The sequence below is a fragment of the Curtobacterium sp. VKM Ac-1393 genome (genome assembly GCF_015350995.1).
Classification (GTDB): Bacteria; Actinomycetota; Actinomycetes; order Actinomycetales; family Microbacteriaceae; genus Curtobacterium.
The window spans coordinates 403,360-416,537 of record NZ_JADKRW010000004.1 but is presented as its reverse complement, the minus strand read 5'-3'; the positions used below and the strand labels follow the sequence as shown (position 1 = coordinate 416,537).

The window sequence follows — 13,178 nt, the reverse complement described above, 5'->3', positions numbered from 1 at the left end:
CCCCGGTCTACGCCGGAGGTGTTGCCGGTCCCTGAGTCGGTGTCCCCCGGCGCTCCGACCGGTCCGGAAGGGGGTACGGCGTCTCGCCGCGCTCCAGTCCGGCGACGAGCTTGGTCAGTCGGTTCGTCCGCGAGGTGGCACTCGGGGCGGTCGTGATCCGGTGCAGCACCGCGTACCGGTTCGTCGCGTCGAGTTCGGCGAACAGTGTGGCAGCGGCGGGTGCGGCGTCGAGCGCTGCCTGCAGGTCCTCCGGCACGGTGGCGCTCGCGGCCCCGGCGTACGCGCGGTCCCACCGGCCGTCGCCCTTGGCCCGGTCGACCTCTGCCTGTCCGCGGTCACGCATCCGGTCGTCGGCGACGAGGGTCGCGACGAGCCCGATGTTCCGCTGCGACCAGAGCGAGGCCTTCCGTCGCGGGGTGAACCGCTGCCGGAACGTCGCGTCGTCGCGGCCGCGCTTCTGCCCGTCGATCCACCCCGAGCACAGCGCTTCGTCGAGTGCCTGGTCGTAGGTCAGCGTCGTCGGCTCCGTCGTGCCCTTCTTGGCGAGCACGAGCCACACCCCGTCCGGCTCGTCCTCGTGCTGGTCGAGCCAGGCGCGCCACGCGGCGGCGTCCGGCAGCACCAGGTCGACGATGTCCATGCGGTCATCGTAGGGCGGGTGCGGGTGCGGGCACGGGCGGCCGGGTGCGGGCGCGGGCGCGGGCGCTTTTCGGGCTGGGCGACAGTTCACGGGGCGCGGGACGCGAGAGATGTCGCTGGGGCCGAAACTCGCCTGCCCCACGCCGAGACTCGACCCCGCGTCAGACCCAGTTCGGCTGGTCCAGCACACCCGTCGGATCGGCCTGCTCCGCGATGCGGTGCAGGCGCGAGGTGTTGTCCCCGAAGTACGCCGACGGGTCCGTGATCGACGCGTCGCAGTAGTTCGCGTACGCCGCGTCGCCCCACGCCGGACGCATGGCTCGGCGGAACCCCCGCACGTACGCGTCGAACGGAGCGGCGTCCGCCCCGTCGGCGAAGACCGCCGTGTACTGCACGGTCATGAGCGCCGACCGCCACGGGAACGCCGAGTCGGTGCGGCCGACGTCCGCCACGACCCCGCCGAGTGCGTCGAGCGCGACTCCGCCCTCGAGGTTGCCGTCGACGTCGCCCGCCGCGGCCGCCTGGGCGACGAGCACGTCGATCTGCGCATCGGTGAGCTTCGCCGATCCGATCGACGACGTCGCCGCCTCGGACACCCGCTGCGGCTTCCCCGCCAACGCGGACATCGCGGCGCCGTAGGTGAGCACTTGACCGGTGTGCGCGAGGGGCTTCGCACCCGTGGCGGCGATGAAACCGTCGACGGAGGTGTCGGCGCCGGTCTTCGATCCGGTCCACACGCCGGTGACGGTGACCGTCGGAGCGGTGTGCCGGCTGCCGTTCAGCAGCTTGAGCGTCGACCACAGCTTCGGGTCGGCCGTGGGCGCCCAGTCCTGCCAGGCGCGCACCACGGCTGCGGCGGCCGACCACGCGAACGTGATGGTGAAGAGCAGGACGGGAGGCGCGGCCTGCGTCCGGTACGTCAGTGCGGTCACGACGCCGACGGTTCCACCGCCCCCACCCCGGCAGGCCCAGAACAGGTCCGGTTCGCTGGACGTCGAGACCTCGTGCACGGCGCCGTCGGGGGTGACGACCGTGACGCCGGTGAGCTGGTCGCAGGTCAGCCCGAACGAGCGGACGAGCACGCCGACGCCACCGCCGAGGGTGAGCCCGCCGATGCCGACGGTCGGACAGGACCCGGCGCCGATGGCCCGACCGGCCTTCGCGAGTGCGGCGTAGACGTCCCCGAGCTGCGCGCCGGGGCCGATCGTGACGGTGTCGTCGTCGTGCAGCTCGATGCCGTCGAGGTCCTGCGTGCTGATGACGAGCGACCGCGGGACGTCGGTACCCGGAGCGCCACCGGCCGACCAGCCCGTGTACGAGTGCCCGCCCGCGCGCAGGGCGACCGGGGTGCGCGTGTTCCGCGCGAACGCGAGTCCGGCCTGCACGTCCGGAGCTCCGGCGGCACGCAGGATGCCCTGTGGGTCGGCGTCGTCGTACCGCGGGTTCTCGAGCACGCGGGCGCTGTCCCACCCGTTCGACCCGGACCGGAGCACCGTGCCCGAGACCGCGGCGGCGAGGGCGTCCCACGAGTCGGGTCCGCCTGGCGTCGGCGTCCTCGTCGGTGCGCTCGTCGGTTGTGCGGAGCTACTTGAGGTCGGGCGCGGCGAGCCCGACGGAGCGGGGCCCGGCCGGCTGCACGCCGCCAGGACCCCGGCGAGCCCGAGTCCGACGCCCCCGGCGAGCAGGATCCGCCTGGTCGGGCGCTGCGTCACGAACCGGCGAGCCCGCCGGAGACGCCGGTGGTCCCGGGGTGGGCGGCCGTCGCCAGTCCCTGGGTCATCGCCCGTTCGCCCTCGGCATCGGCGAAGGTGCGGGCACCGAGGGTCGGGTCGACGGGTTCGAGGTGCGCGAGGAGCTTCGCACGACGGCGGTTCTGCACCTCGAGCACGGTGAGCAGCGCGGCGATGGCCACGACCACTCCGATGACGATCCACACGACGACCATGACGTTCCCCTTCCGTCCGGGGCATCCACCCCGTCCTCGGAGCGTAGCGCCGCCGCGGGTCCGGCCTCCAGCCGAGACGGGACTCTGCGGCCGTTTCGTGACCGCTCGACCATGGAGTAGACCTGGACCATGCAGACACGCAAGCTCGCAGACCTCGAGGTCGGCCCGATCGGCCTCGGCACCATGGGCATGAGCGCCTTCTACACGGGCGCCGGCACGGACGACGCGGAGTCGATCCGCACCATCCACCGCGCGATCGACCTCGGCGTCACCCTGTTCGACACGGCAGAGGCGTACGGCCCCTACACGAACGAGGACCTGCTCCGCCGGGCCCTCGCCGACCGCCGCGACGACGTCGTCATCGCGACGAAGTTCGGCCTCATCACGCACACCGCCGGCGAGGAGACCCCGGCCCGCGGGCGCGGACTCACCTCTGCTCCCGAGTCCGTGCGCGAGGCCCTCGAGGGCTCGCTCCGTCGCCTCGGCACCGACCACATCGACCTGTACTACCAGCACCGCGTCGACCCGGCCGTCCCGATCGAGGACGTCATCGGTCAGCTCGCCGGCTTCGTGCAAGAGGGCAAGATCCGGCACATCGGCCTGTCCGAGGCGGGTCCCGCGACCATCCGCAAGGCCCAGGCCGTGCACCCGATCACGGCCCTGCAGAGCGAGTACTCCCTGTGGACGCGCGACCCCGAGGGCGACGTGCTCGACACCCTGCGAGAGCTCGGCATCGGCCTGGTGCCGTACTCGCCGCTCGGCCGCGGCTTCCTGACCGGTGCGATCACGAAGCCGTCGGACTTGGACTCCGACGACTTCCGTTCCGAGAACCCCCGCTTCCAAGAAGCCGCCTTCGCCGAAAACATGCGCATCGTCGACGCCGTCAAGGAGATCGCCGCCGAGGCCGACGCGACCCCGGCCCAGGTCTCCCTCGCCTGGCTGCTCGCCCAGGGCGACGACGTGGTGCCGATCCCCGGCACGAAGCGCGCGTCGCGCCTCGAGGAGAACGTCGGCGCCGCCGACCTGACCCTCACCGCGGACCAGGTCGCGCGCCTGTCGGCGCTCCCGGTCCCGACCGGCGACCGCTACCCCGACATGTCGACCATCGGTCGCTGACGCAACCGGATGACGGCCTGGAGGCCCGTGGCGGATCCGCCACGGGCCTCCCGTCCGTCTCGGCGTGCGTTTCGGGCGCTGGTCCGGTGACCGACGCGACCCACGCCCGTCATCCCGGGGAAACACGGGCTGCATAGCGTCCGGAGCACAGGGAAACCACCGCTCGAAGGGGACGCCATGACGACCACGAAGACACCGCGCACGACCCGGAGTGACGATGGAGTGGACTCCGTCCCACCACTCGCCAGGCTCCTGCCGCTCGGACTGCAGCACGTGCTCGCGATGTACGCGGGCGCGATCGCCGTCCCGCTCATCGTCGGCGGTGCCCTCGGCTTCGACAGCGCCGACCTGGCGTTCCTCATCAGCGCCGACCTGTTCGTCGCCGGCCTCGCCACGATCGTGCAGTCCGTGGGGTTCTGGCGGTTCGGGGTCCGCTTGCCGCTCGTGCAGGGCGTCACCTTCGCCGCCGTCGGCCCGATGATCGCGATCGGCACCGAGCACGGCATCACCGCCGTCTACGGGGCGACGATCGCGTGCGGGGTGTTCATGGTCGTGGTCGCACCGTGGTTCGCACAGCTCGTCCGGCTGTTCCCGCCGATCGTCACCGGCACGGTCATCCTGATCATCGGGCTGTCGCTCATGAGCGTCGCCGCCGGCTGGGTCACCGACGGCGGGAAGGACGGTGCTGCGGACCCGCTCGACGTCGCCTTCGCCGCCGGGGTGCTGCTCGCGATCGTCCTGGTCGAACGGTTCGCCCCGCGCGGTCTCGCCCGGGTGTCCGTGCTGTTCGGGCTGCTGCTCGGCACCGTCGCGGCGCTGTTCGTCCCCGGCATGGTCGACGGCTCGGGCATCGGGAGCGCATCGTGGTTCGCGTTCGTCACGCCGTTCCACTTCGGGCTGCCGACGTTCGACCTCGCCTCGATCGTGTCGATGCTCGTCGTCGGGCTCGTGATCATGACCGAGACGACCGGCGACATGATCGCGGTCGGCGAGGTCACCGGGCGGCCGGTGTCGAAGCGCACGCTCGCCGACGGCCTGCGCGCGGACGGGCTCGGCACGGTCGTCGGCGGGGTCTTCAACACGTTCCCGTACACGGCGTTCGCGCAGAACGTCGGGCTCGTCGCGCTGACCGGCGTGCGCTCCCGGTACGTGGCGACGGCGGCCGGCGGCATCCTCGTGGTGCTGGGCCTGGTGCCGAAGGTGGCCGCGGTGGTCGAGGCGATCCCGCACGCGGTGCTCGGCGGAGCCGGGGTCGCCCTGTTCGGCATGGTGGCGGCTTCGGGCATCAGGACGCTGTCGAAGGTGCGGTTCGACAACCGGAACGTGCTCGTGGTGGCGCTGCCGCTCGGCATCGCACTGCTGCCGACCGTCGCCCCGGAGATCTACGGACAGTTTCCGACGTGGTTCACGCTGGTGTTCGACTCGGGGATCTCGGCCGGCGCCGTCGCGGCGATCCTGCTCAACCTGCTGCTCGGGTCGCGTTCCGTGGCCGAGCGGTACGGCGAGGACCCGGCGGTCGGTTCGTACGACGGGGTGCGGTCGACGGCGCCGATCACGTTGCCGCGGGAAGAGCCCTCGGCCTAGACGAAGGCGGGCAGGTGCTCCCACGCACGGGGCGCCTCGGCCACGCCGTCGCGGACGACCGTCCCCTCGATGAGCCCGTAGGGACGGTCTGCCGCGATGAACACCTCGTTCTCGTTCGTCAGGTCGAACGGCGACAGGTCCACGACGAAGTGGTGCTTGTTCGGCATCGCGAACCGCACCTCGGCGAGCTCCGGCCGCAGTTCGATCGCCGCCCGGCCCATCTCCCACAGCGTCTGCTGCAGCGCGAGCGAGTGGACCGTGGCGAACTGCTCGAGCATCACCGCGACGACCTGTTCGTACAGGGCGTCGTAGTCGATCCCCGCTGCGACCGCGGACGGCAGGTAGCGCCACCGTGCCGTGACCTCGGTCGCCATGATCCGGTCCGTCGTCTCCGGCAGAGTCGTGAAGCGCGACCGCGGGAACCCGTGGAACTCGGACCCGGTCGACTTCAGCACGACGAGGTCCTTGACGCCGCCGGTGACGTGGCGCTCGCCGGCCTCGACGTGCACGGTCGCCAGGCGGGTGCCGGTACCGGTGCGGCGGAACGAGTGGTCGTGCGGCTGCCCGTCGACCGTGATGCGTTCCCACGGGTGCACCTCGGCCTGCCAGAGCCCGCCCTCGACCCAGTCGAACTCGCTCGTGAACTGGTCGGCGAGCACGGCGAGGAAGTCCTCGGGGGCGCCGACGCCGTGCTCCTTCGCGAGGGCGAACACCGTGTTCTTCTGGGTGTCCGTCGCGACGATCCGGGAGTTGTCGCCGCTGGTGAACGACCCGGCGAACGCCTCGCCGATGAGCTGGGACGTCACGGTCAGGTCGGCGATCTCGTGCCGGTCGCCGTGCCGGGTCACCCGCACCAGGCGGTTCTCGGCCTTGCCGTACTTGTTCGGTCCCAGGTGGACGGTGGTCTCCGACATGGCGGTCAACTCCCTCGGTAGGTGCTGTAGGCGAAGGGGCTCAGCAGCAGCGGTACGTGCAGGTGCTCGGTTCCCGTGACACTGAAGGCCACGGTCACGAACGGGTGGAACGTCGGGGTCCGGGCGGCGGCGAAGTACGCCCCGGTCTCGAAGCGCAGCACGTGGTCGGTGCGCGCGAGCACGTCGGGGCCGAGTGCTGCGCGTCCGTCGGCGTCCGTCGCGCCGGTCGCGACGACGTCACCGTCGACGGTGCTGAGCGTCAGGCCGACTCCGACCGCAGGGGTGCCGGTGGTGGCGTCGAGCACGTGCGTGGTCAGGTGCGGTACGGCGAACGTCGCCCGGATGCGGTGCAGGGCGATGTCGGCGAGGGCCGCGGCGGCCTCGTAGGTCTCGGCCGCCGGGTCGCCCCCGAGGCGCCGGTCGAGCTCGGCGAGCAGCTCCTCGGGGGTCCGACCGGCGGCGCGCACCAGGAACACCCGCCCGAAGCGTTGCTCGTACGCGACGTTGCCCTCGGCGATCCTGGCGGCCACGTCGTCGCCGGCGGTGCGCATCGACGACTGCTCACGTGCCGACGAGGGATCGGTCGTCCGCTCCCCGATCCGCGGGTGCTGCGCGAGGGCGTGGTCGAGCTCCGGCGCTCCCCACGAAGCCGACTCGGCGCGAGCCCGGTCGAGCAGCGCCGGCACCGTGCCGAACGGTCGCGCGGCCACCAGGGCGTCGACCCACGCGGGCACGTCGGCCCAACCCTGGATCACCGCGGCAGCGTCGGGGGCGGTCGCGTCGTCGAGGTCGCCGAGGTCCATGTGCCGAGGCTATGGAACGTCCGTTTCACCCGCGTTACCGGGCGGTTTCCCCCGCAACGCGACCCGCGGTCCTGAAACGGTCGCGTCTGCCGGACGGGAGGCCCGTGGCGGCCCCGCCCCGTGCCTCCCGTCCGTCGTCGACCACGTTGCTGGCGCGAGACGCCGGCGTGAGCGCGAGACGCCCCCGAATCCGGCGGCGTCTCACTGACTCGCCGGCGTCTGCGAAGAACGGCGGCGTCTGCGACGGACGCCGGCGTCTGCGGAGAACGCCGGCGTCTGCGGAGGACGCCGGCGGCTCAGACCTCCGTCGCGAAGGACGCTGCCCGGAGCTGCAGGTCCTCGATGCGCCGCAGGCGTGCGGCCTCGACGTCGTGTCCCTCGTAGGCGGGCGGCGGCAGCTTCCGGACGTTCCGCGAGCACTGGAAGTCCTGGCAGACGAGCGTGCCGACGGTGTCGCCGTTCCGCCCCGCCTTGCCGGACCGCTTCGCGCTGTAGAACACGACGTCGTTCGGCAGCTTGACGTCCTGGCACCACGAGCACTGGGCCCGCGAGCGCGACGAGGCCTCGGCCTGCCGGAACACGATGCCGACGAGCGTCCCTTCGAGCGTCGGCACCACGGCGTACGCGCGGCGGCCGATCTTCGGGTCGCGCCAGCCCAGGAAGTCGAGGGCGTCCCAGTCGATCGTGTCGAAGTCGGCGGGCAGGGTGATGTCGGACGTCTCCTTGCGGGAGGCGTTGGCGAAGGACGTGCGGAGGGTCTTCTCCGTGACGGGGAGCATGGCGGATCGCTTTCGAACAGGCCCGGGGCGTGCGGACGCACACCGCACCGGGCGGAAGGAGGTCAGGGTTCGACGAGGGCGGCCGTGCCTGCGGGCACGACCGGGGGCCTCATGCCCTGATGCCGGCGTGACGGGCGCCGACCACCTCCTGGAAGCTCACGCGCCCAGCCTACGTCGCCGTGTCAAGCGGGGGTCGGAGCCGGCGTCGCGGTGACCAGGACGAGAGCACCCTCGAAGGTGGGCTGGATCCGGAGCGCCCCGTGCCGCCGGTCCCACTCGCCGGAGTCGAGCGCGGTACGGAGAGCGGCCACCGATCGCCGTGCGGTGAGCTCGTCGACGAAGCTCCAGGCAGAGTTCGCCTTCCGGGCGCCGGCATCGAGCAGCCGTTCCGGGCGGGCGTAGTACGCCTCGGAGAACCCGTCGACGCAGGTGAACGGGATCGGCAGGGGCGTGTTCGTCACGGTGTCGTCGCCGAGCGCGGCGGCGATCCGGTCGAGGGCGGGGTAGCGCCGCGCTTCCGTCGCCATCACCTCGGGGGCGTACTCGGCGAGCCAGTAGTCCTCGACGCGAGCCGGGTCGCACGTCAGGATCACGATCGGTCCCCGAGTGACGCGGCGCACCTCGGCCAGCCCGCGCTCGAGGTCCCCCCACTGGTGCACCGAGAACGTCGTCATCGCGGCGTCGAACGTGTCGTCGTCGAAGGGCAGGGACTCGGCGGTGGCGTCGATGGCCGTCGACAGGGTGTCCGGTCGTTGGGCGCGCATCGACGCCGAGGGTTCGACGGCGGTCACCGTGCGGTCGGTCGGCTCGTAGGACCCGGCACCGGCTCCGACGTTGAGCACGGTGCGGGCGTCGCCGAGGGCCTTCCCGATCGCCCGGGCGAACGCCGGTTCCGGGCGACGGTACTGCCGGTAGTCCTGGCCGATGCGGCCGTAGTCGGCGTCCCCCGCTGATCCGTCCGTCGTCCTCGTCACGATCCCCACCCTACGGACCTGCGCTGCTATGTTCGACGGATGCTCGCAGACAGTGGTCTCGGATTCGTCGTCGTCTTGTACGCCCTGTTCGTGCTGGTACTCGCCGTCCTGGCCGTCGCCCTCATCGTGCTCGTGTTCGCCGCGATCCGCGTGCTGCGGTTGTCGGCGAAGGAGCGCGAGCTGCGCATCGAGCGGATGCGCTCCCCGGAGCCGTTCGACGGCGACGTCGCCGCCCAGGGCTGAGGTCCCGACCGGCTGTCGCAGCCGGGTCAGTCGACCGACTCGGACTCGGATTCGGATTCGCGCAGGGCCGCGTACTGCTCGGCTCGTTCCGTCGCGGCCCAGGTGCCGAGCAGGGCCAACGACCGCTCCGACTCGCTGCCCGGCTCCGCCGAGTACGTGAACAACGTCAGGCCGGGGTCGGCGACCAGGTCGAGCGCCTCGTACGACAACCGGAGCTCGCCGACGATCGGGTGGTCGATGCGCTTCCCGCCGGCGCGCTGCAGCCGGACGTCGTGTGCGGCCCACCAGCCGCGGAACTCCTCGCTGCGCGTGGAGAGCTCCCCGACCAGGGTGATGAGTCCGGGCTCGCACGGGTTCGACACCGCGGCTGCCCGGAGCACGGCGACGGCGTCCTTGGCGGTCTGCGCCCAGTCCGGGAAGAACTCGCGCGCCGCCGGGTCGAGGAACGTGAAGCGGGCGGTGTTCACGGGCCGCCCGGGGCCGGCGAACATCGGCGAGTACAGCGCCCGACCGAGCTCGTTCGTCGCGACCACATCACCGCGCTCGTTCCGCACCCAGGCGGGCGCTCCGGTGATGGCGTCGAGCAGCCGCTGCACACCGGGACGGACCCGAGTGGGGACGTTCCGGTGCATCGTCTTGACGCCGGAGTTCGCCAGTCGGGTGAGGTCCCACAGGTGGACGCGCTCGTCCTCGTCGAGCTGCAGTGCGCTCGCGAGGCCCTCGAGCACGCTGTCCGAGACCCCCTTGAGCGATCCGCGTTCGAGACGCGTGTAGTAGTCGACGCTCACACCGGCGAGCATCGCGACCTCGTGCCGCCGCAGTCCGGGGACGCGTCGGACCCCGCCGCCGAACGACGGCATGCCGACCTGCTCGGGGGTGAGTCGCGCTCGCCGGGAGGACAGGAAGTCGCGGATCTCGTTGCGCACGTCGATACCCATGGGGAGAGCGTACGTGGCGGCGCTGTCCGTCCGGCAGGCACTGGCGGTACCCGCCGGGCGGACGGGAGGCCCGTGGCGGCGCCGCCACGGGCCTCCCGACCGCAAGCGGTCGCGTCTACAGGCCGACGTCGGCCGTGATCCGGACGCGCGCCACCCGGTGACCGTCCATGGCGGTCACCTCGAGGCGGTGTCCGCCGGCGGCGACGACGTCGCCGACCTCGGGGACGCGGTCGAGGTGGACCTGCACGAGGCCGCCGACGGTCTCGTAGTCGCCGTCGGGCAGCGCCGGACCGCCGTCGGCGACCAGGTCCTCGAGCACCGTGGACCCGTCCACGCCGTCGTGCTCGGCCGTGGGTTCGTCGTACTCGTCGCGAATGCGGCCGACGAGGTCCTCGAGTAGTGCCTCGAGCGTGACCATGCCCGCGCTGCCGCCGTACTCGTCGACGACCAGGGCGATCTGGTGTCCATCGGTCCGCATGTCCGCGATCGCACTCGACAGCGACTTCGTCTCCGGCAGCGCGAGCACTGGGCGCACCAGGCTCGACACCGGAGCGGACGGGTCGCTCGGCCGGAGCAGGTCGCGGAGGTGCACGAAGCCGTCGACCTCGTCGCGCCCGCCCGAGGTCACGAGGTACCGGGTGTGGCCCTCGGCGATCGCGTGGTCGGTGGCCTCGGCGATCGTCAGTGCGGCGTCGATGGTCGACACGTCGTACCAGGGGCGCATCGACTCGCGGAGGATCCGGTCGCCGGCGTCCAGCGCACTCCGGGCGATCCGGCGGCCCTGCTCGTCGACGCCGGTGTGCTCGTCGACGAGGCCGCGGAGCTCCTCGGTGCTCATCGACTCGCTGCGGGCGTCCGGGTCGCCGCCGAGCGCCCGGACGACCAGGTTCGTCGAGGCGGACAGCACCCAGATCACCGGGCGCATCAGGGTCGCGAAGCGGTCGAGGGTCGGTGCGACGAGCATCGAGAAGCCCTCGGCCCGCTGCAGGGCGAGTCGCTTCGGCACGAGCTCGCCGAACACGAGCGACAGGTAGGCGATGACGAGGGTCATCAGCACGAGCGCGATGGTCTCGGAGGCGCCCTGGCCGAGCCCGAGCCCGCCGAACAGGGGTGCGACGTCCGGCGCGATCGACGAGGCGCCGTAGGCGGCGGAGAAGAACCCGGCCACCGTCACGCCGATCTGCACGGCGGCGAGGAACCGGTTCGGGTCGCGCCCGAGCTCGGCGACCCGCAGGCCACGGGAGCCACGGCGTTCGAGTTGCTGCAGCTGCGACTCACGGAGCGAGACGAGTGCGATCTCGGCGGCGGCGAACACACCGCCGACGAGCACGAAGAGGATGACGAGCCCGAAGGCGATCCAGGTGTCGGCGCCCATCAGCGGGCAGCTTCCTCGGATCGACGACGGGCGGGCGGTCTGTGGTGATCGTCCATGCCTGTGAGTCTGCACAGGCCTGCTGGGACGTCACCCCACCAGCGCTCGACGTCTGCTGTGTGTCCGGGGTGCGTGCTGCCCGCCGGTGCTTCGGCGCTAGGTCGTCAGCGAACGGCCGATGCGGGCTTCGAGCCACGCCTCGGGGTCGATCGGGGTCACGCCGTCCATCAGGACCTCGAGGTGCAGGTGCGCCCCGGTCGAGACGCCGGAGGACCCGACCAGGCCGATGAACTGGCCGGCCTCGATCTGGTCGCCGACCTTGAGCGGCGAGGAGCCCGGGATCATGTGCCCGTACAGCGTCGACACCTGGCGGCCGTCGATCTCGTGGTCGATGATCACGGCGTTGCCGTACGAGAAGTACGTGCCCGACACCCGCACGGTGCCGGCGGCGACGGCACCGATCGGGGTTCCCATGCCGGGCGTGAAGTCGAGTCCCTGGTGCAGCGACGAGCACGCGCCGCAGGGTGCCGAGCGGTAGCCGAAGCCCGAGCTCATCTGCACCGGGCCGGGGAAGGGGGACCGGACGGCCCCGCCGTAGGACACGGCCTCGCCCGCGATGCCGCTCGTGCCGGTGACGACCTTGCGGGTCGTGCCGCCGCCGACGGTGAACCCGTCGCGGTCGAGCCCGGTCGCGGTGACGGCCTGGGCGACGGCGTAGTCCTGGGTCCGCACGATCGGAGCGAGGGTCGAGGTCGCCATCGACGTCCCCGCGCTCGCGTGGGCGGGCATCGCCGACGCGGCGAACATCGCGACGGCGGCGACCGCGCTGGTCAGGGTGATGCGTCCGGCGCGGCCCGACCGGGAGGCCCGTGGGGCCTTCGCGACGCTCGTCACGTTCGCGGCGGGGCGGCGGACGACGCGCGTGATGCGGGTGTCGACGTGCTCGGTCGCGGCGCGGGCGGCAGTGGCGCGGCGGCCGACGGGCTTCGCGACCTTCGCTGCCCTGGCCGGCTTCGCGACCTTGGCGGGCTTCGCCGGCTTCTCGGTCCGGCGCTGCGGTTTGCGGGCTGCGGCGCGCTCCGCCTCGAGGGCAGCGCGACGGGACAGGTGCACCACCGGGGCGTCCGGGTGCTGGTCGAGTTCGGGTGCAGTCGTCATGGCCGTCAACCATTCTGCACGACTCTGTCGCTTTGTACAGGCCCCACCGTGATCTTTTCGTTACCGGCGGGGCTGGGAGCCACCTGATCAACGAGGGCTCCGACGTCCCCCGACCGGTCGGCGTCGGTACGGTCGGGAGAAAGCGACGGAAGGACCCGCACCATGGCCCGATCGCCGCGAGAGCGGCCCGCGCAGGTCGACCTCGGCACCGCCGACGTCGTGCTCGCCGGCACACAGGAACTGCTGCCCGTGCTCCGCGCGGCCGCCGTGCGCGCGGGCATCGACGCCGCGCGCATGCGGGTCGTCGGGGTGGACGACCTGCCGGACCCGGAGGAGACCTGGGACGCCGAACTCGCGGTGATCGCGATCCGACGCCCGGGCGACGACCCCGCGTTCCACCGTGCGCAGGCGGCCGCTGAACTCATCGACCCCCTGCTCGTGCCGCATGCCGTGCGCATCGTCGTGACCGTTTCGGGGCTCACGCGACTGGCGCCGAAGGTCGAGCGCACCCTGACGTCGGAGGTGCTGCACCAGATCGATGCGGCATCGGCGCCGTCGGGGTTCGAGCGGCCGTTCCGGAGTCTGCGGATGCGCCTCGGTGTCGCCGGGCTGCGGGCCGCCGGCGTGCGGGTGTTCCGGGTGTCGATCGACACCTGATCGGCACCGGCGGAGTCGAGCTCGTCCCCGATCTCGACCTGCACGTCGACTTCGGT

Annotated in this window: 14 protein-coding genes; 4 read left to right on the top strand and 10 right to left on the bottom strand. The window is 72.3% G+C overall.

Annotation, left to right across the window (positions count from 1 at the left end):
* Nucleotides 1–7: 7 nt before the first annotated feature.
* From ITJ59_RS11540 to ITJ59_RS11530, 3 genes are all read right to left on the bottom strand, one after another.
* Nucleotides 8–640 carry a YdeI/OmpD-associated family protein gene (locus tag ITJ59_RS11540; protein WP_194651224.1) on the bottom strand — a complete coding sequence of 211 codons (633 nt, stop codon included), beginning with the start codon at nt 638–640 and terminating at the stop codon, nt 8–10.
* 160 nt (nt 641–800) lie between these two features.
* Entirely contained in the window at nt 801–2,351 is a 1,551-nt protein-coding gene (locus ITJ59_RS11535) for an FAD-binding oxidoreductase (protein ID WP_194651223.1), read from the bottom strand.
* Entirely contained in the window at nt 2,348–2,584 is a 237-nt protein-coding gene (locus tag ITJ59_RS11530; RefSeq protein WP_194651222.1) for a hypothetical protein, read from the bottom strand. Before ITJ59_RS11530 ends, ITJ59_RS11535 begins: the two co-directional genes overlap by 4 nt.
* A 129-nt stretch (nt 2,585–2,713) precedes the next feature.
* Here ITJ59_RS11530 and ITJ59_RS11525 point away from each other — a divergent pair, with 129 nt between their 5' ends.
* Both ITJ59_RS11525 and ITJ59_RS11520 read left to right on the top strand, forming a co-directional pair.
* Nucleotides 2,714–3,700: an aldo/keto reductase gene (locus ITJ59_RS11525; protein WP_194651221.1), complete on the top strand. Its 987-nt coding sequence runs from the start codon at nt 2,714–2,716 to the stop codon at nt 3,698–3,700.
* Between the two features lie 177 nt (nt 3,701–3,877).
* Nucleotides 3,878–5,284 carry a nucleobase:cation symporter-2 family protein gene (locus ITJ59_RS11520; RefSeq protein ID WP_228511375.1) on the top strand — a complete coding sequence of 469 codons (1,407 nt, stop codon included), beginning with the start codon at nt 3,878–3,880 and terminating at the stop codon, nt 5,282–5,284.
* Here ITJ59_RS11520 and pucL read toward each other — a convergent pair.
* From pucL to ITJ59_RS11495, 4 genes are all read right to left on the bottom strand, one after another.
* Complete coding sequence (pucL, locus tag ITJ59_RS11515; protein WP_194651220.1) at nt 5,281–6,198, bottom strand: factor-independent urate hydroxylase; 918 nt, start codon at nt 6,196–6,198, stop codon at nt 5,281–5,283. The genes ITJ59_RS11520 and pucL overlap by 4 nt on opposite strands.
* A gap of 5 nt (nt 6,199–6,203) precedes the next feature.
* Nucleotides 6,204–7,001, bottom strand: coding sequence for a 2-oxo-4-hydroxy-4-carboxy-5-ureidoimidazoline decarboxylase (gene uraD, locus ITJ59_RS19635; RefSeq protein ID WP_323749481.1), 798 nt, complete (start codon nt 6,999–7,001; stop codon nt 6,204–6,206).
* Nucleotides 7,002–7,297: 296 nt separating this feature from the next.
* A complete protein-coding gene (locus ITJ59_RS11500) occupies nt 7,298–7,780 on the bottom strand; it encodes an FBP domain-containing protein (protein ID WP_194651219.1) in 483 nt (160 codons plus the stop codon).
* 182 nt (nt 7,781–7,962) lie between these two features.
* Nucleotides 7,963–8,754, bottom strand: a complete 792-nt coding sequence (locus ITJ59_RS11495) for a class I SAM-dependent methyltransferase (protein ID WP_194651218.1) — start codon at nt 8,752–8,754, stop codon at nt 7,963–7,965.
* 39 nt (nt 8,755–8,793) lie between these two features.
* Here ITJ59_RS11495 and ITJ59_RS11490 point away from each other — a divergent pair, with 39 nt between their 5' ends.
* The gene (locus tag ITJ59_RS11490) at nt 8,794–8,997 is read left to right on the top strand and encodes a hypothetical protein (RefSeq protein WP_194651217.1); all 204 of its coding nucleotides are present in this window, start codon (nt 8,794–8,796) and stop codon (nt 8,995–8,997) included.
* A gap of 26 nt (nt 8,998–9,023) precedes the next feature.
* Here the strand turns inward: ITJ59_RS11490 and ITJ59_RS11485 are convergent, their stop codons facing one another.
* The 3 genes from ITJ59_RS11485 to ITJ59_RS11475 all read right to left on the bottom strand — a co-directional run bounded on the left by ITJ59_RS11485 (nt 9,024) and on the right by ITJ59_RS11475 (nt 12,465).
* Nucleotides 9,024–9,935 (bottom strand): helix-turn-helix transcriptional regulator, encoded by a 912-nt coding sequence (locus tag ITJ59_RS11485; RefSeq protein ID WP_194651216.1) that lies wholly within the window; start codon nt 9,933–9,935, stop codon nt 9,024–9,026.
* Nucleotides 9,936–10,050: 115 nt separating this feature from the next.
* Entirely contained in the window at nt 10,051–11,310 is a 1,260-nt protein-coding gene (locus ITJ59_RS11480) for a hemolysin family protein (protein ID WP_194651215.1), read from the bottom strand.
* Nucleotides 11,311–11,463: 153 nt separating this feature from the next.
* On the bottom strand, nt 11,464–12,465 hold the full coding sequence (locus ITJ59_RS11475; protein WP_194651214.1) for a M23 family metallopeptidase: 1,002 nt from the start codon (nt 12,463–12,465) through the stop codon (nt 11,464–11,466).
* Between the two features lie 162 nt (nt 12,466–12,627).
* Between ITJ59_RS11475 and ITJ59_RS11470 the strand changes: the two genes are divergently transcribed.
* Entirely contained in the window at nt 12,628–13,122 is a 495-nt protein-coding gene (locus tag ITJ59_RS11470; RefSeq protein WP_194651213.1) for a hypothetical protein, read from the top strand.
* Nucleotides 13,123–13,178: the final 56 nt, after the last annotated feature.